Here is a 17,623-nt window from a genome sequence, read left to right as displayed (position 1 = left end):
GGGTGGCGGCACAAAGGCTCTATCAAGCCTCGGTACGCTCTGACGGGCGACCATGCCACCATCGTGCCCACAGTTGGGCCAACCAGAAATTCAGCGAGGAGCGAACCGCGTGACCGCCGACACGTCCGTGCCGTCCACTGCGCTGCTGACCGGAGCAGACCGGGGCGGCGGTAACTACACCGCGCGGCACCTTCTCGTCCTCGAGGGGCTCGAGGCGGTGCGCAAGCGCCCCGGCATGTACATCGGCTCCACCGACAGCCGTGGCCTCATGCACTGCCTCTGGGAGATCATCGACAACTCGGTGGACGAGGCCCTGGGCGGCTTCTGCGATCACATCGAGGTGATCCTCCACGACGACGGATCCGTGGAGGTGCGGGACAACGGCCGGGGGATCCCGGTGGACGTCGAGCCCAAGACGGGGCTGTCCGGCGTCGAGGTCGTGATGACCAAGCTGCACGCCGGCGGAAAGTTCGGCGGCGGCGCGTACGCGGCCTCCGGCGGTCTGCACGGCGTCGGCGCCTCCGTGGTGAACGCGCTGTCCGCCCGTCTCGACGTGGAGGTGGACCTCCACGGCAAGACCCACGCGATCAGCTTCCGCCGCGGTGTCCCCGGGATCTTCACCGAATCCGGGCCGGACGCCCCGTTCGACCCGTCCAGCGGTGTCCTCAAGGGCAAGAGGGTGCCCAAGACCCGCACCGGCACCCGCATCCGCTACTGGGCGGACCGCCAGATCTTCCTCAAGGACGCCAAGCTCTCCGTGGAGACGCTGTACGCCCGCGCCCGGCAGACCGCGTTCCTGGTGCCGGGGCTCACCCTGGTGGTGCGGGACGAGCGGGGCCTGGACGGGCAGGAGGGGCCGGTCGAGGAGACCTTCCGCTACGACGGGGGGATCAGTGAGTTCTGTGAGTACCTCGCGCAGGACAAGGCCGTCTGCGATGTGCTGCGGCTGTCCGGGCAGGGCACCTTCAAGGAGACCGTGCCGGTCCTCGACGAGCGCGGCCACATGACCCCGACCGAGGTCACCCGCGACCTGGGCGTCGACATCGCGCTGCGCTGGGGCACCGGCTACGACGCGACGGTCAAGTCCTTCGTCAACATCATCGCCACCCCCAAGGGCGGCACCCATGTCTCGGGCTTCGAGCGCTCGATCGCCAGGACGGTGAACGAGGCGCTGCGCGCCACCAAGCTGCTGCGGGTCGCCGAGGACGACGTCGTCAAGGACGACGCCATGGAGGGCCTGACGGCGGTGGTGACCGTAAGGCTGGCGGAACCGCAGTTCGAGGGCCAGACCAAGGAGGTGCTTGGCACCTCGGCGGCCTCCCGCATCGTGGCCAATGTGGTCGCCAAGGAGCTCAAGGCGTTCCTGACCTCCTCGAAGCGGGATGCCAAGCAGCAGGCCCGCGCCGTCCTGGAGAAGGTCGTGGCCGCGGCCCGTACGCGTATCGCGGCCCGCCAGCACAAGGAGGCGCAGCGCCGTAAGACCGCGCTGGAGTCCTCCTCGCTGCCCGCGAAGCTGGCCGACTGCCGCAGCGACGACGTCGGCCGCAGCGAGCTGTTCATCGTCGAGGGGGACTCGGCGCTGGGTACGGCCAAGCTGGCCCGGAACTCCGAGTTCCAGGCGCTGCTGCCGATCCGGGGCAAGATCCTCAACGTGCAGAAGTCGTCGGTCTCCGACATGCTCAAGAACGCCGAGTGCGGCGCGATCATCCAGGTGATAGGGGCCGGGTCGGGCCGGACCTTCGACATCGACCAGGCGCGCTACGGCAAGGTGATCTTCCTCGCCGACGCCGATGTCGACGGCGCCCACATCCGCTGTCTGCTGCTGACCCTCTTCCAGCGCTATATGCGGCCGATGGTCGAGCAGGGGCGGGTCTTCTCGGCGGTGCCGCCGCTGCACCGGGTGGAGCTGGTGAACCCCAAGCGGGGGCAGAGCAAGTACCTCTACACCTATTCCGACCAGGAGCTCCAGGAGACCCTGCTGGACCTCCAGCGCCGGGAGGTCCGCTACAAGGACGGCATCCAGCGCTACAAGGGTCTCGGTGAGATGGACGCCGACCAGCTCGCGGAGACCACGATGGACCCGCGCCACCGCACCCTGCGGCGCATCAACATCAGCGATCTGGAGGCCGCCGAGCGCGCCTTCGACCTGCTCATGGGCAATGAGGTCGCGCCCCGTAAGGAGTTCATCACCAACTCGGCGGCGACCCTGGACCGGTCGCGCATCGACGTCTGACGCCCGGCCCCTCGGCAGGGCCGGTCCGGCGGGGTCTCCCACCCGGGGGACCCCGTCGGCGTTCCCCCGCACCGCCCGCTCCTGTAGTGCCGCTTCCGGGCTGTTCATCACCTGAGTCACCTGATGGGGTGAAGGTCCGGTATTGAAGGGTCCTGGATCTTTCTGATCTGCCCATCCTTGGTCACGCGGCGAATGCCGCAGTGAACAAGGAGTGTTCGGGGTGGACATGCTCAACGCGCGCGACACGGGAGAGGCGCGGCTGGAGGACCCGTGGTACGACGCGCTCGCGTCCGGCTGGGGTGAGGCGGACGACACGGACGGCGAACCCAGGCGCGCGCGTCCGCCCTCCGCCCAGGCGGTCTACACGGAGGTGCACGGCAGCGCCGCCTTCCAGGAGGTGCGCCGCCGCTATCGCCGGTTCGTGCTCCCGGTGACCGCCGCGTTCCTCATCTGGTACCTCGCGTATGTCGTCGCGGCCACCACCGCACCCCGACTGATGGCCCGCCCGGTCGTGGGCACGCTCAATGTGGCGATGGTCGCGGGGCTCGCGCAGTTCGCCACCACCTTCCTGCTGACCTGGGCGTACGCCCGGCACGCACGGCTGCGCCGGGACCGGGTCGCGCTCGAACTCCGCTGGGTGACGCAGGAGATGATGCGGGGGCACGGGCGGTGACCGGCGATCAGCGGAGCCTGGCGCTGCTGCTCTTCGGCGTCTTCGTGACGGCCACCTTGGCCATCACCACCTGGGCGGGGCGCCGGCGGCACGGCTCGCCTGAGGAGTTCTACGCGGGCGGGCGGCTGTTCTCCCCGATGGAGAACGGCTTCGCCATCGCCGGTGACTACATGTCGGCCGCGTCCTTCCTCGGGATCTCCGGCCTGATCGCGCTGTTCGGCTACGACGGGGTGCTGTACTGCGTGGGCTTCTTCGTGGCCTGGCTGGTGGTCCTGCTGCTGGTGGCCGAACTGGTCCGCAACTGCGGCCGGTTCACCCTGGCCGATGTGCTGGCCGCGCGGATGCGGGAGCGTCGGGTCCGGGTCGCCGCGGGCATCTCCTCGATCACGGTCTGTGTGCTGTACCTCGTGGCCCAGATGGTCGGCGCGGGCAGCCTGGTCGCGCTGCTGCTCGGGGAGACCGGCGGCCGCGCCCGCGCCTGGACGGTCATCGGCGTGGGCACCCTGATGGTGGTCTTCGTGGCGCTCGGCGGGATGCGCGCCACGACCTGGATCCAGATCGTGAAGGCCGTGCTGCTGATGGGCGGGGCGATCGCGCTGACCGCCCTGGTCCTCGTCCGCTTCCACGGCGATCTCGACACCCTGCTCAGCACCGCCGCGCGCAACAGCGGCCATGGCGTGGACTTCCTCGCCCCCGGGCTCAAGTACGGCGGCGACTGGACCGCCCGGCTGGACTTCGTGAGCCTCGGCCTCGCCCTGGTGCTGGGCACCGCCGGGCTGCCGCACATCCTCTCGCGCTTCTACACCGTGCCCACCGCCCGTGCCGCCCGCCGCTCGGTGATCTGGTCCATCGGGCTGATCGGCGGCTTCTACCTGATGACGATCGTGCTCGGCTTCGGGGCGGCCGCCGTGCTGGGCACCGATGCCGTACGGACCTCCAACGCGGCCGGGAACACGGCCGTTCCGCTGCTCGCGCTCGACCTCGGCGGCGGCGCCGGATCGACCGGGGGCACGGTGCTGTTCGCGGTCGTCGCCGCGATCGCCTTCGCCACCATCCTCGCCGTCGTCGCCGGGATCACCCTCGCCTCCTCGGCCTCCGTAGCCCATGACCTCTACACCTCGCTGAGCAGGCGGGCGGGCCGCACCCCGCGCGGCGAGGTGGTGGTGGCGCGGATCGCGGCGGTGGGGATCGGGGCGGCCGCGATCGGGCTGGGGCTGCTCGCCGAGGACCTCAATGTGGCGTTCCTGGTGGGGCTGGCGTTCGCCGCCGCCGCGTCGGCGAACCTTCCGGTGCTGCTGTACTCGCTGTTCTGGCGGCGGTTCACGGCGCGCGGCGCGGTCTGGTCGGTCTACGGGGGGCTGCTTCCGGCGGTGGCGCTGGTGGTGCTGTCCCCGGTGGTCTCCGGCGGCCCGGACGCGATCTTCTCCGGGGTGGACTTCCACCTCTTCCCGCTCCAGAACCCGGGGCTGGTCTCGGTGCCCCTCGGGTTCCTCGCGGGCTGGCTCGGGACGGTCACCTCACCCGCCCCCGCGGATGTCCCCGCCCATGTCGCCAAGCACGCCGAGACGGAGGTGCGGGCACTCACCGGGGCGGGCGCGGCCTGAGGCGGGAAGGGCTCACACCCAGTCGTAGCGGTGCTCGGGGCGGCCGGTCTCGCCGTATTTGAGGCTGAGCCGCACCCGACCCGTGCGCTCCAGCAGCTTCAGATAGCGCTGCGCGGTCTGTCTGCTGAGCGAGGAGCGCTCGGCCACCTCCTGGGCCGACAGCGGGCCCTCGGCGCCCCGCAGCACCTCCCGCACGAGATCGGCGGTGAGCGCCGAATGGCCCTTGGGCAGCTCCGCCGGGCCGGCCGAGGCGCCGCCCAGGGCGCCGAAGATCCGGTCCACCTGGTCCTGCCCGGCCTCGCCGTCGCCCTCCAGGGCGCGGCGCAGCGCCGCGTACCCCTCCAACTTGGCCCGCAGCCCCGCGAAGGTGAACGGCTTGACCAGGTACTGCAGCGCGCCATGGCGCATCGCCGCCTGGACGGTCGCGATGTCGCGGGCCGCGGTCACCATGATGATGTCGGTGTGATGGCCGAGTTGCCGCAGCCGCCGCACCAGCGACAGCCCTGTCTCATCCGGCAGGTAGTGGTCGAGCAGCACCAGGTCGACGTGGGCGTCCTGGGCGTCCTGGGCGTCCTCCAGGAAGGCCAGCGCCTCGGCGGCGGTGTGCGCCTGCCCGGCGACGCGGAATCCGGCCACCTTGCCGACGTACGCGGCGTTGACCCGGGCCACCCGGACGTCGTCGTCCACCACCAGCACCTCCAGGGACCCGCCCGGTCCGGTTCCAAGGGTCATCGTGGGTCTCCTGTCGCGGTCAGCGGCGCCCCGGCCGGCTGTTCGGCCAGCGCCTCGGGGAGGACGACGGTGAACTCCGCGCCCCCGCCCTCGCGGTCGGACACGCGGACGCTGCCGCCCTGGCGTTCGGCGAGGCGGCGGACCAGCGCGAGCCCTATGCCGCGCTTGCCGTGCGCGGGCGGCTCCTTGGTCGACCAGCCCTCGATGAAGACCACGTCGCGCCGGTCGGCGGGGATCCCGGGGCCGGTGTCGGAGACCCGCAGCAGCACCGTACGGTCGTCGGCGCACAGCTCCACCTCGACCCGCGGCTCCGCCGAACCGACCGCCGCGTCCAGGGCGTTGTCGATGAGGTTGCCGACGATCGTCACCACCCCCGGTGGGTCCACCAGCCGGTTGGGCAGCAGGCTGTCCCCGGCGACGGACAGCGAGACGCCGCGTTCGGTGGCGACTGTGGCCTTGCCGACCAGCAGGGAGGCCAGCAGCGGATCGTGCACCCGCTCGGTGACCTGCTCGGCGGTGGCCCGGTGCACCCCGATCGCCTCGGTGATGAACTCCATCGCCTCGTCGTGCAGTTCGAGTTCGATCAGGCCGAGGAGGGTGTGCATCCGGTTGGCGTGCTCATGGTCCTGGGCCCGCAGGGCGTCGATCAGGCCCCGGGTGCCGTCCAGCTCGCGGCCCAGCCGTTCCAGCTCGGTGCGGTCACGCAGGGTGACCACCGCGCCGCCGTCGTCCGTCGGCATCCGGTTGGCGACCAGGACCCGGCCGCCGCTGACGGCCAGCAGATCGGCGCCGGTGACCCGACCGGACAGCACATCGGTCGTACGGCCCGGGGACAGCACCGCCTCCAGAGGCTGCCCGGTGTCCTCGGGGCGCAGATCCAGCAGCCGCTGCGCCTCGTCGTTGATCAGGCGGATGCGGCCGTGGGCGTCGAGGGCGACAACGCCCTCCCGGATGCCGTGCAGCATCGCCTCGCGCTCGGCCAGCAACGCCGAGATATCGGAGAAGGCCAGGTCATGGGTGCGCCGCTGGAGTCGGCGGGAGACCATGTACGCGGCCAGGGCGCCGACCGCGAGCGCGCCGCCCGCGTAGGCGAGCATCTCCGGGACCGCGGCGACGAGCCGGGCGCGCACGCTCTCGTAGGAGATGCCCACGGAGACGGCGCCCACGATACGGCCGTCCCCGGCGCGCAGGGGCACCTTGCCGCGGGCCGACCGGCCGAGGGTGCCGTCGTCGATCTCCATGACCTCCCGGCCCTCGATGGCCTCGGTGGGGTCGGTGGAGACATGCTTGCCGATCTCGTCCGGGGAGGTGTGGGACCAGCGCACCCCGCGCCGGTCCATGATCACGACGTACTCGGCGCCGGTCGCCCGGCGGATGCGCTCCGCCTCGGTCTGCACCGGCCCGCCGGGGGTGGGCCGGGTGTGCTGGAGCGCGTCGGCCATCCGGGGCTCGGCGGCCGTGGTCTGGGCGATGGCGAGGGCACGGCGCATGGCCTGGTCGTCGAGGTGATCGCTGAGCGGCGCGAGGAAGAGGCCGGTCGCGAGCACGGTGACACCCGTGGCGATGGCCAGCTGCATCAGCAGGACCTGGGAGAAGACGCGTCGGGGCCAGCCGATGCGCCACCTTGTGGCCGTGGCTGCCGGCCCCGGCGGTATCGCGGCGCTCATGGCAACGAAGGGTAACCAAGGGCGGGTGGGAGGGGCCGGGGCAGGACCCGGTGAGGTGCCCGCGGAGGGGGCCGGGAGGGGCGGTCGCAGGGCGCTGCGGGGGTGGGTGTGACGGGGGTGGGGCTTGGGTGTCAGAGGCGCCCGGCGGCCATCGCCCGTACGCCGTGCGCGGGCCGCCGGGCGGTCCGAATCCCGATGACCTCCATCCGGGCCGGGGAGCCCAGGCGGGAGCCGCAGCTCTCCGGCCGCGGCGGCGCCGCGGCGATCTGCGCGACACTCACCCGCCAGGCCCGGCCGTCGCGGTGCGCGACGGTCACGGACCAGACCGGGGCCTCGCCCTCGGTCCGTACGACGGTCAGCGCGTCGGCCCCGTCCTCGCGGGTCAGCTCGCGGATGGCCAGCTCCGCGGCCTGGCCGGAACGCTCCCAGGCGGAGCGGCCGCGGCAGCCTTCGGTGACCACCCGGCCGTTGCGCAGCGCCTCGATGACGTCCTTGACGCCCTGCGCGGTGGCCCTGCCGTAGGCGTATCCGTGCGGCAGCACGACGAGGGTGGGGGAGAAGCGATGGCCGCCGATATGGGTGATCTCCCAGGTGCTGTGGACCCCGGAGGCGGCCAGCTCGCCGGCCAGTGGGCGGCCGAGGAGGGCGCAGCAGCGGTCGCGCTTGCCGTTGGTGCACACCAGCACCAGCGGATCGCCGGTGTACTCCTCCCAGGGCGCGGGGTCATGGGGCTCGTGGGGCGCATGGGGCCGCAGGGTGAGCCCGCCGGGGTCGCCCGCGCCCAGCGCGGCGAAGTCCAGGCCGAGCAGCCGGGCCGGGTCGTCCAGGGCGGTGGTGCGGATCCAGGAGTGGCCGGGCCGGGTGTGGGCCACGAACACCCGGTGCCGGGCGCCGGTGTGCAGATCGGCGTGGCGGCCGGGGCGGCGGATCAGCGCGACCCGTACGCCCGTGCCCTCGGCGGCGCGCTCCAGGGCGCGCCCTACGGCCGGGTCGAGGCGGCTGGCGGTGAGGGCCTCGGTGCCCCAGGGCCCGGGCTGTTCCACCAGCAGCCAGGTGGAGGCGGTGGCCGCCGTCCCGGCGAGCGGCTCGGACAGGTCGCGGGAGGCGGTCGCGCACGTGCTCACGAAGGTAAGCCTAACCTCTCTTGATCGAGAGTGCTCGCGGGGCCGTGCGTACGCGCCGGAGCCGTGGTGGAGGGACGGACGGCCGGAGTCGAGCGGTGTCTCATCGGCCCCAGGAGCGGAGCGTGGCAGTCCGTATTCCGCCGCGTACTCGCCGTTCCATGGGGTGGGAGCAGACGGGAAAATGGCGCCCAGGGGCGGAGGGGGTGGATATGGGTCGCTTATGGGCGCGGTGGCGCGGCCGACGGGGGAGACGCGGGGCGCGCTCGCTGGATCCCGGGCTGAGGGCCATGGTGAGGGCGGCCTACGACGAGGGGCGGCCGATTCCCGAATCGCTCGCCCGTAAGGCGGCCGAGGCCGGTGATCCGCGGGGGATGACCGTCTACGGCATCGGGCTGGGGCAGCGGGGCGCGTACGCCGAGGCGGTCCACTGGCTCGGCAAGGCCGCCGGGACGGGGGATCTCTCGGCCATGGTGGTGCTGGGCACCGTCCACCTGGACCGCGGCGAGCTGGGCGAGGCGGAGCGGCACTTCCAGCGGGCGGCCGACCGCGGCCACGACGGCGCGCGCCTCGCCCTCCGCCAGATGCGCGCCCGGCGCAATGGCAGCGGCCACTGAATCGTTTGCTGTCGGCTGTCGGCTGTCGGCTGTCCGGGGCAGCCTTCACCGGGGCGCTCGGCCGCGAACAGGGGGCTTCTCAGGGTGGCGGCCAGGGGGAGCTTGTGCGGTCGTCCGCACGGCGGAGGACCGCCCCCGTCCGGGGGCGTACTCGGGTCGCTCCGGCAACGCGGCGAGGGGCCGTGCCGGGCCCGGGAGCGGGCGGCCCTCACATCGGGCCTGCCGGGCCCAGGCGGGTCGTGCCGCGTGCCGGGTGAGCGGGGCTACCCGTATGCGGACGGGCCCGACGACCGTGAACGGCGCGGGTGCCCGCAAACGGCGAGGGCGCGGCACCCTCGCGATGCCGCGCCCCTGCGCGCTCGTCCTGCTCGTCCGTGCCGGACCCTGCTCGTCCGTGCCGGACCCTGCTCGTCCGTGCCGGACCCTGCTCGTCCGTGCCGGACCGGGCTCGCCTGGGCCGGACCGGGCTCGTCCGTGCCGGACCGGGCTCGCGCGCGCCGGACCCTGCTCGTCAGGGCTCGTCCTGCCGGACCCGCCTGTCCTGCCGGACCTGCTCGTCCTGCCAGGCCTGCCAGGCCTGCCCGTCCTGCCGGACCCGCCCGTCCTGCCAGGCCCGCCCCTCCGGGCTACACCGGCCCGGCCACCACCGTCACCGGCTTGGCGAGCGGTTCGCCCGAGCCGTCGCGGCGCGGGTCGATCTCCGGCAGGGCCGCCGGGGAGCCGTTCGCCCCCGCCGCGCGGGCCGGGACCGTGCCCGCCCAGGCCATGACCAGGCGGTCCTCGCCCTTCAGGAACCGCTGGCAGCGCACCCCGCCCGTGGCCCGGCCCTTGCGCGGGTACTGGTCGAAGGGGGTGAGCTTGGCCGACTGGACCGAGTCGTCGAGGGTGCCGCTCGCGCCCGCGACCGTGAAGACCACCGCGTCGCTCGCCGGGTCGACGGCAGTGAACGAGATCACCTTGGCGCCTGAGGTGAGCTTGATGCCCGCCATACCGCCCGCGGCGCGGCCCTGCGGCCGCACCTGGCTCGCCGCGTAGCGCAGCAGCTGGGCGTCGTCGGCGATGAAGACCAGGTCCTCCTCGCCGGTGGACAGTTCCACCGCGCCGACGATCCGGTCACCCTCCTTGAGGCCGATGACCTCCAACTCGTCCTTGTTGGCGGGGTAGTCGGGGACCACGCGCTTGACGACGCCCTGCTCCGTGCCGATCGCGAGCCCCGGTGAGGACTCGTCCAGGGTGGTGAGGCAGATCAGCTCCTCGTCGTCCTCCAGCGAGAGGAACTCGGCGATGGGCGCCCCGCCCGACAGATTCGGGGGTGCGGCCGACTCCGGGAGGATCGGGAGGTCGATCACCGAGAGCCGCAGCAGCCGCCCGGTGGAGGTCACCGCCCCCACGGAGCCGCGGGCCGTGGCCGGGACCGCGGAGACGATCACATCGTGCTTGGCGCGCTTGGCCTTCCCCTCGACCGGGAACGGCTCGCCGTTGGCGGTACGGGCCAGCAGCCCGGTGGAGGACAGCAGCACCCGGCAGGGGTCGTCCGCGACCTCCAGCGGCACCGCGGTCACCGGCGCGTTCGACGACTCCAGCAGCACCGTGCGGCGCGGGGTGCCGAACTTCTTGGCCACCGCGGCCAGTTCGGCGGAGACCAGCTTGCGCAGCTCGGCGTCGGAGTCGAGGATCCGGGTCAGCTCCTCGATCTCGGCGTTGAGCCGGTCGCGCTCCGACTCCAGCTCCAGCCGGTCGAACTTGGTCAGCCGGCGCAGCGGGGTGTCCAGGATGTACTGCGTCTGGACGTCGGAGAGGCCGAAGCGCTCGATGAGGGAGCGCTTGGCCTCCGCCGCGTTCTCGCTCTGCCGGATGAGGCGGATGACCTCGTCGATGTCGAGCAGGGCCACCAGCAGACCCTCGACCAGGTGCAGCCGGTTCCGCCGCTTGGTACGCCGGAACTCGCTGCGCCGCCGGACCACGTCGAAGCGGTGGTCGAGGTAGACCTCCAGCAGCTCCTTCAGGCCCAGCGTGAGCGGCTGGCCGTCAACCAGCGCCACGTTGTTGATGCCGAAGGACTCCTCCATCGGTGTGAGCTTGTAGAGCTGCTCCAGCACGGCCTCGGGGTTGAAGCCGTTCTTGATCTCGATGACCAGCCGCAGCCCGTGCTCACGGTCGGTGAGGTCCTTGACGTCCGCGATGCCCTGGAGCTTCTTCGCGCCGACCAGGTCCTTGATCTTGGAGATGACCTTTTCGGGCCCCACCGCGAAGGGCAGCTCGGTGACGACGAGGCCCTTACGACGGGCCGTCACGTCCTCCACGGCCACCGTGGCGCGGATCTTGAAGGTGCCGCGGCCCGTCTCGTACGCGTCCCGGACGCCGCTCATGCCCACGATCCGGCCACCGGTGGGCAGGTCGGGCCCCGGCACATGCCGCATCAGCGTGTCGAGGTCCGCGCCCGGGTGCCTGATCAGATGGCGGGCGGCGGCGATGACCTCGCCCAGGTTGTGCGGCGGCATATTGGTGGCCATGCCGACCGCGATCCCGGACGTGCCGTTGACCAGCAGGTTCGGATAGGCGGCGGGGAGGGTGACCGGCTCCTGCTCACTGCCGTCGTAGTTCGGGGAGAAGTCGACCGTGTCCTCTTCGATCGACTCGGTCATCAGCGAGGTCGCCGACGCCATCCGGCACTCGGTGTACCGCATCGCGGCCGGCGGGTCGTCGTTGCCCAGCGAGCCGAAGTTCCCGTGGCCGTCGACCATCGGCAGGCGCATGGAGAACGGCTGCGCCATGCGCACCAGCGCGTCGTAGATCGACGCGTCGCCGTGCGGGTGGAGCTTTCCCATCACCTCGCCGACGACGCGGGCGCACTTCACATAGGAGCGCTCGGGGCGCAGGCCCATGTCGTTCATCTGGTAGAGGATGCGGCGGTGCACGGGCTTGAGCCCGTCTCGGGCGTCGGGCAGCGCGCGCGAGTAGATGACCGAGTAGGCGTACTCGAGGTAGGAGCCCTGCATCTCGTCGACGACGTCGATGTCGAGGATGCGCTCCTCGAAGTCGTCCGGCGGCGGGGTCTTCGTGCGGCGGCGGGCCATCGCGCTTGGGGCTCCTTCAACTGCCGATGCGGGATCTGACGCGGACCATTGTGGCCCGGTCCACCGACAAGTGTGGAACGGCCCGGGGCGCTCGCGCTCGGAGCGGGCCCCGGAACGCCGCCCGGCACCACCGCGCGAAGCCCCCTCGAAGGGGTCCGGATCCGGCGCCGGAAGGGTCGCCGAAACGGTTCGGGACAGCTCGGCGGCACGGGAGTGGACCGGAACTTCGCCAGATGTCCGTCCCCTTGCATACAGTGACAGAAGCGCTGCGCAAGCGGCTGGCACGCGCTCCATCACGCGATCGAAGGGACGTACATGCCCATGGGTCACACGGCCACGCAGCAGGCCGGCTCCGGCGGCTTGAAAGCGACTGAGCACCGCCTGGCCAATGGCCTGCGCGTGGTGCTCTCCGAGGACCATCTGACCCCGGTCGCCGCGGTCTGTCTGTGGTACGACGTCGGCTCGCGCCATGAGGTCAAGGGGCGCACCGGCCTGGCGCACCTCTTCGAGCACCTGATGTTCCAGGGCTCGGCGCAGGTCACCGGCAACGGCCACTTCGAGCTGGTGCAGGGGGCCGGCGGCTCGCTCAACGGCACGACCAGCTTCGAGCGCACCAACTACTTCGAGACCATGCCCGCCCACCAGGTCGAGCTCGCCCTGTGGCTGGAGGCCGACCGGATGGGGTCCCTCCTGACCGCGCTGGACGAGGAGAGCCTGGAGAACCAGCGCGACGTCGTCAAGAACGAGCGCCGCCAGCGGTACGACAACGTCCCGTACGGCACCGCCTTCGAGAAGCTCGTCGCCATGGCGTACCCCGAGGGCCACCCGTACCACCACACCCCGATCGGCTCCATGGCCGACCTGGACGCGGCCTCCCTGGAGGACGCGCGGGAGTTCTTCCGCACCTACTACGCCCCCAACAACGCCGTGCTGTCGATCGTCGGCGACATCGACCCCGAGCAGACGCTCGCCTGGATCGAGAAGTACTTCGGCTCCATCCCCTCCCACGAGGGCAAGCGGCCGCCCCGCGACGGCACGCTCCCGGAGGTGATCGGCGGCCAGCTGCGCGAGGTCGTGGAGGAGGAGGTCCCGGCCCGCGCCCTGATGGCCGCGTACCGGCTGCCGCACGACGGCACCCGTGAGTCCGACGCCGCCGACCTGGCGCTGACCGTCCTCGGCGGCGGTGAGTCCTCCCGGCTCCACAACCGGCTGGTGCGCCGCGACCGCACCGCCGTGGCCGCCGGGTTCGGCCTGCTGCGGCTGTCGGGCGCCCCCTCGCTGGGCTGGCTGGACGTGAAGACCTCCGGCGGGGTCGAGGTGCCCGCCATCGAGGCCGCCGTCGACGAGGAGCTGGCCCGCTTCGCCGAGGAGGGGCCGACCCCGCAGGAGATGGAGCGCGCCCAGGCGCAGATCGAGCGCGAGTGGCTGGACCGGCTGGCCACGGTCGGCGGCCGGGCCGACGAGCTCTGCCGTTACGCGGTGCTGTTCGACGACCCGCAGCTGGCGCTGACCGCCGTGGAGCGGGTGCTCGACATCAGCCCCGAGGAGGTGCGGGCCGTGGCCGCGGCGCGGCTGCGCCCCGACAACCGCGCCGTGCTGGTCTACGAGCCCGTCCAGGGCGCCGAGGACGCAGCCGACACCGCCGAAGCCGCCGAGACCGACGCAGAAGGGGAGGCGGCCCAGTGAGCGACGCCGTCACCGCGACCATGACCTTCCACCCGCAGCCCAAGGGCGGCGCCCCCAGGCCGTGGGCGTTCCCGGCCCCCGAGCGCGGTGAGCTGCCCAACGGCCTCGCCGTGCTGCGCTGCCACCGCCCCGGTCAGCAGGTCGTCGCCGTCGAGATCAACCTGGAGGCGCCGCTGGACGCCGAGCCGGCCGGGCTCGAAGGCGTCGCCACGATCATGGCGCGCGCCCTCTCGGAGGGCACCGACAAGCATGACGCCGAGGAGTTCGCCGCCGAGCTCGAGCGCTGCGGCGCCACGCTGGACGCCCACGCCGACCACGCCGGCGTCCGCGTCTCCCTGGAGGTCCCGGTCTCCCGGCTGACCAAGGCGCTCGGTCTGCTGGCCGACGCGCTGCGCGCCCCCGCCTTCCCGGACGGCGAGGTCGAGCGGCTGGTGCGCAACCGGCTGGACGAGATCCCCCATGAGCTGGCCAACCCGGCCCGCCGCGCCTCCATGGCCCTCTCCGCGGAGCTCTTCCCGGCCGAGTCGCGGATGTCCCGGCCGCGCCAGGGCACCCAGGAGACCATCGAGGGTATCGACGCCGCGGCCGTGCGGGCCTTCTACGAGGCGCATCTCCGCCCCTCCACCGCCACGGCCGTCATCGTGGGCGACCTCGGCGGTGTCGACCTTGACCGGGCACTCGCCGACACCCTCGGCGCCTGGACGGGCGGGGCGGGCGCGCCGCGCACGGCCCCCCCGATCGTCGCGGACGACACCGGCCGTGTCGTGATCGTCGACCGGCCGGGCGCGGTGCAGACCCAGCTGCTCATCGGGCGCGTGGGCGCCGACCGCCACGACCGGGTCTGGCCCGCGCAGGTGCTCGGCACGTACTGCATGGGCGGCACCCTCACCTCCCGCCTGGACCGCGTGCTGCGCGAGGAGAAGGGCTACACCTACGGGGTGCGCGCCTTCGGCCAGGTGCTGCGCTCCGGGCCCCCGTCGCCCGCGGGCGGCTCCACGGGCGCCTCGATGCTGGCGATCAGCGGTTCGGTGGCCACCGAGGTCACCGGCCCCGCGCTGGACGACCTCTGGAAGGTGCTGCGCACGCTGAAGGAGGAGGGGCTGACCGACGACGAGCGCGATGTCGCGGTGCAGAACCTGGTGGGCGTCGCCCCGCTGAAGTACGAGACGGCGGCGTCCGTCGCGAACACCCTCGCCGACCAGGTCGAGCAGCATCTTCCGGACGACTTCCAGGCGCAGTTGTACGCCCGTCTGGCGGAGACCGGCACGGTGGAGGCCACCGCCGCGGTGGTGAGCGCCTTCCCGGCGGACCGGCTGGTCACGGTGCTGGTCGGGGACGCCTCGGCGATCGAGGAGCCGGTCCGGGCGCTGGGCATCGGCGAAGTGCGCGTCATCTCCAACTGAGCCGACGGCCGACGAGAGTTGGCCGGATCCGTGCGCGGAACCGCCGGTCCGGCCGGCTCGCTGACGGCCCGGCAGGCGGTCCGGCGGACGTCCGGTCCATGAGCCGACAGCGGAAGGACCCCGGCCCCGAAAGGGCGCCGGGGCCCTTCCGACATGCCCGATTTATGGGATTGACTGCTTGTTTGGTTTGTGGGGAGAGCAACAAAAAACCGGAACCGTTTGTGATCGAAAGCGGGCCCGTTTAGCGTCAGTCCGGCTGTTCGCCAGCGACCCGCCGCACCCGCGGCACCGGACAGTCATCGCCGAGTCCCCGTACGGCGCAAGCCAGGGGAGCCGGGGACCCAACACGTCCCCAGGGGTGAATCGGGCGCCTTCCCCGGCCGGGGGAGGGGTCCGTAGGAGACCTTCCTGCTCCGAACCCGTCAGCTAACCCGGTAGGCGAGAAGGAAGGAAAGGAGTGCGCCTCAGTATGGCGTCCACCCGCACTGCCACCGGTAAGCACCGCCGCACCAACAAGGTCAACATCCGCACGAGTGCGAACGTCGTGGGCATCACGACCGTCGCCTCGGGTGTGGTCGCCGGGATCACCGGACAGGCGTTCGCGGCCGACGGGGGCCCCAATCCCCAGCAGACCGGTCTGACCCAGGCGATCGTGATCGGCGACGGGATCGCGGACCACATCGAGGCCCAGGCGCAGTCCCAGGAGACCGCCGCCGAGCAGGCCGCCGCCAAGGCCAAGGCAGAGGCGATCGCCCGCCAGGAGGCCGCCAGAAAGGCGGAGGCCGCGGCGAAGAAGGCCAAGGCCGAGCGCGAGGCCAAGGAGCGCGCGGCGCGCGAGGCCGAGCGCAAGCGCATCAACACCTTCGTGTCGCCGATCAGCGGCTCCTACGTCTCCACCGGCTACCAGGCGTCCAGCGGTCTGTGGTCCTCCGGCAGCCACACCGGCATCGACTTCCACGCCTCCACCGGCACCACGGTGCACTCCGTGGGCATGGGCGAGATCGTGGAGGCGGGCTGGGGCGGCTCCTACGGCAACAACGTCGTCATCAAGATGAACGACGGCACGTACACCCAGTACGGCCACCTGTCGTCCATCAGCGTCTCGGTCGGCCAGAAGGTCACCCCCGGCCAGCAGATCGGCCTGTCGGGCGCCACCGGCAACGTCACCGGACCGCATCTGCACTTCGAAGCCCGCACCAGCCCGGACTACGGCTCGGACATGGACCCCCTGTCGTACCTGCGCACGCACGGCGTCAACGTCTGACCCGTCGCGCGTCCGACGCGAACGCCGCGCGCGGTCTCACGATCCCGAGATCCCGAGACCCCGTGAGACTTCCGAGAAGGCCCCGTCCGCAGGACGGGGCCTTCGGCGTGCCGCCGCCCGGCTGACCAAAAAACAGCCATGAAATGCTTCCCGCCATCGGAAATGGCGGCCATGTGGAATAGAGTCGGTCAACGCGCATTCCATGGCCGCGTTTCGCGGGCGTTAAGGCGGAGGTTCGACAATGCGGGACCGTAAGTGAGCGGGGATACGAACGCGGTCCAGGGCGGTCGCCGGATTTCGGCACACGCGGTCTGCGCGGCGATTCGCGACGACATCGTCTCCGGCGCGTATCAGCCCGGCAGTCGCCTCACCGAGGAACTGCTCGCGCGGCGCTACGGCGTCTCCCGGGTGCCGGTCCGCGAGGCCCTGCGCACCCTGGAGTCCGAGGGCTTCGTGACGACCCGGCGGCACGCGGGGGCCTGTGTCGCCCAGCCCTCAGAGCGCGAGGCCGCCGACCTGCTGGACATCCGCGCGCTGCTGGAGCCGCTGGGCGCCGCGCGGGCCGCACAGCGCCGCACCGAGGCCCATCTGAAGGTGCTGCGCGGACTGGTCCGGCTCGGCCGGGAGCGCGCCCAGGGCGGTCAGCTCGGCGAACTGCGGCCGCTGGGAGACTGGTTCCACGAGACGCTCGCCCAGGCGTCCGGCAGCCCGAGCCTGGCCGCGCTGCTCGTCCAGCTGCGCCGTAAGACCGCGTGGGTGTACGCCGCCGCTCCCGGGTCGCGGCCCGTGCCGCCCGAGGGCGCCGCGCGCCCCGACCCGGCCGCACGGGCCGTGGAGTCCTGGGCGGAGCACGGCGCGCTGGTGGACGCGGTGGCGCGCGGCGACGCCGACCGCGCGCGGGCGCTCGCCACGGCGCACACCGAGCGCGCGCTGTCGGAATACCGGCTGCGCCGCCCGATTCCGGTGAGGACTTCGAAACATTCCGTCAACACGGCGAGCGGCCGGAATTAACAGAACTCCCGTATACAACTCCTTGGACTCCTTGGAAATTCCGTGCGCCGAAACAGAAAATGGCGGGGCCGCGGTGGCCGGTACGGCCACCGCGGCCCCGCCGTGCCGAATTCCTGAAATCGCCCCGGGAATCACCCGGGAATTCCAGGCAGGGCTCGCCCGGGGTCAGACGGTCTCGGGAAGCTCCTCGAGCCCCTCCGCCACCAGCTTCGCCAGACGGTCGAGCGCGACCTCGGCGTCGTCCGCGTCGGAAGCGAGGACGACCTCCTCGCCGCCCTGGGCGCCCAGGCCGAGCACGGCCAGCATGGAGGCGGCGTTGACCGGGGTGCCGTCGCCCTTGGCGATCGTGATGGGGACGCCGGCGGCGGTGGCCGCCCGGACGAAGATCGACGCAGGGCGGGCGTGCAGGCCCTCGGCCCAGCCGATGGTGACGCGGCGCTCAGCCATGGTGTTGCCCTTCAGGTGTGACGGTGCTGTTGTCTAGACCAAAATCATACGGTGTCCGGATACACCCGAACGATGTCCGAGTGGGCCC

The 17,623-nt window shown here is 72.3% G+C and carries 13 protein-coding genes and 1 riboswitch; of the genes, 8 read left to right on the top strand and 5 right to left on the bottom strand.

What is annotated here, in order from left to right; translation table 11 throughout:
- Positions 1-109: 109 nt before the first annotated feature.
- From LIV37_RS14995 to LIV37_RS14985, 3 genes are all read left to right on the top strand, one after another.
- On the top strand, positions 110-2,233 hold the full coding sequence (locus LIV37_RS14995) for a DNA gyrase/topoisomerase IV subunit B (protein ID WP_020867975.1): 2,124 nt from the start codon (positions 110-112) through the stop codon (positions 2,231-2,233).
- A gap of 226 nt (positions 2,234-2,459) precedes the next feature.
- Positions 2,460-2,906, top strand: a complete 447-nt coding sequence (locus LIV37_RS14990) for a DUF485 domain-containing protein (RefSeq protein ID WP_121826032.1) — start codon at positions 2,460-2,462, stop codon at positions 2,904-2,906.
- On the top strand, positions 2,903-4,510 hold the full coding sequence (locus tag LIV37_RS14985; protein WP_020867973.1) for a solute symporter family protein: 1,608 nt from the start codon (positions 2,903-2,905) through the stop codon (positions 4,508-4,510). The genes LIV37_RS14990 and LIV37_RS14985 overlap by 4 nt, the downstream gene beginning before the upstream one ends.
- Positions 4,511-4,522: 12 nt before the next feature.
- Here LIV37_RS14985 and LIV37_RS14980 read toward each other — a convergent pair whose 3' ends face one another.
- From LIV37_RS14980 to LIV37_RS14970, 3 genes are all read right to left on the bottom strand, one after another.
- The gene (locus LIV37_RS14980; RefSeq protein WP_020867972.1) at positions 4,523-5,242 is read right to left on the bottom strand and encodes a response regulator; all 720 of its coding nucleotides are present in this window, start codon (positions 5,240-5,242) and stop codon (positions 4,523-4,525) included.
- On the bottom strand, positions 5,239-6,909 hold the full coding sequence (locus tag LIV37_RS14975; RefSeq protein ID WP_121825455.1) for an ATP-binding protein: 1,671 nt from the start codon (positions 6,907-6,909) through the stop codon (positions 5,239-5,241). The genes LIV37_RS14980 and LIV37_RS14975 overlap by 4 nt, the downstream gene beginning before the upstream one ends.
- A 131-nt stretch (positions 6,910-7,040) precedes the next feature.
- Positions 7,041-8,033 carry a sucrase ferredoxin gene (locus LIV37_RS14970; RefSeq protein ID WP_020867970.1) on the bottom strand — a complete coding sequence of 331 codons (993 nt, stop codon included), beginning with the start codon at positions 8,031-8,033 and terminating at the stop codon, positions 7,041-7,043.
- A gap of 287 nt (positions 8,034-8,320) precedes the next feature.
- Between LIV37_RS14970 and LIV37_RS14965 the strand changes: the two genes are divergently transcribed.
- Positions 8,321-8,647 carry a tetratricopeptide repeat protein gene (locus LIV37_RS14965; protein WP_020867969.1) on the top strand — a complete coding sequence of 109 codons (327 nt, stop codon included), beginning with the start codon at positions 8,321-8,323 and terminating at the stop codon, positions 8,645-8,647.
- A 626-nt stretch (positions 8,648-9,273) separates the two neighbouring features.
- On the opposite strand, the gene LIV37_RS14960 is transcribed toward LIV37_RS14965, so the two are convergent.
- Positions 9,274-11,724 carry a DNA gyrase/topoisomerase IV subunit A gene (locus LIV37_RS14960; protein WP_020867968.1) on the bottom strand — a complete coding sequence of 817 codons (2,451 nt, stop codon included), beginning with the start codon at positions 11,722-11,724 and terminating at the stop codon, positions 9,274-9,276.
- A gap of 315 nt (positions 11,725-12,039) precedes the next feature.
- Between LIV37_RS14960 and LIV37_RS14955 the strand changes: the two genes are divergently transcribed.
- From LIV37_RS14955 to LIV37_RS14940, 4 genes are all read left to right on the top strand, one after another.
- The gene (locus LIV37_RS14955) at positions 12,040-13,410 is read left to right on the top strand and encodes a M16 family metallopeptidase (RefSeq protein ID WP_121825457.1); all 1,371 of its coding nucleotides are present in this window, start codon (positions 12,040-12,042) and stop codon (positions 13,408-13,410) included.
- Positions 13,411-13,430: 20 nt separating this feature from the next.
- Positions 13,431-14,813 carry a M16 family metallopeptidase gene (locus LIV37_RS14950; RefSeq protein WP_121826033.1) on the top strand — a complete coding sequence of 461 codons (1,383 nt, stop codon included), beginning with the start codon at positions 13,431-13,433 and terminating at the stop codon, positions 14,811-14,813.
- Between the two features lie 290 nt (positions 14,814-15,103).
- A riboswitch (cyclic di-AMP (ydaO/yuaA leader) is annotated at positions 15,104-15,268 on the top strand.
- Between the two features lie 14 nt (positions 15,269-15,282).
- Positions 15,283-16,077, top strand: coding sequence for a M23 family metallopeptidase (locus LIV37_RS14945; RefSeq protein ID WP_020867965.1), 795 nt, complete (start codon positions 15,283-15,285; stop codon positions 16,075-16,077).
- Between the two features lie 255 nt (positions 16,078-16,332).
- On the top strand, positions 16,333-17,088 hold the full coding sequence (locus LIV37_RS14940; RefSeq protein WP_121825458.1) for a GntR family transcriptional regulator: 756 nt from the start codon (positions 16,333-16,335) through the stop codon (positions 17,086-17,088).
- A gap of 165 nt (positions 17,089-17,253) precedes the next feature.
- On the opposite strand, the gene LIV37_RS14935 is transcribed toward LIV37_RS14940, so the two are convergent.
- On the bottom strand, positions 17,254-17,535 hold the full coding sequence (locus LIV37_RS14935; RefSeq protein WP_020867963.1) for an HPr family phosphocarrier protein: 282 nt from the start codon (positions 17,533-17,535) through the stop codon (positions 17,254-17,256).
- Positions 17,536-17,623: the final 88 nt, after the last annotated feature.

The sequence above is a fragment of the Streptomyces rapamycinicus NRRL 5491 genome (assembly GCF_024298965.1).
GTDB classification, from domain to species: Bacteria; Actinomycetota; Actinomycetes; order Streptomycetales; family Streptomycetaceae; genus Streptomyces; species Streptomyces rapamycinicus.
The sequence above is the reverse complement of the archived record's forward strand: the minus strand, read 5'-3'. Positions and strand labels throughout refer to the sequence as shown.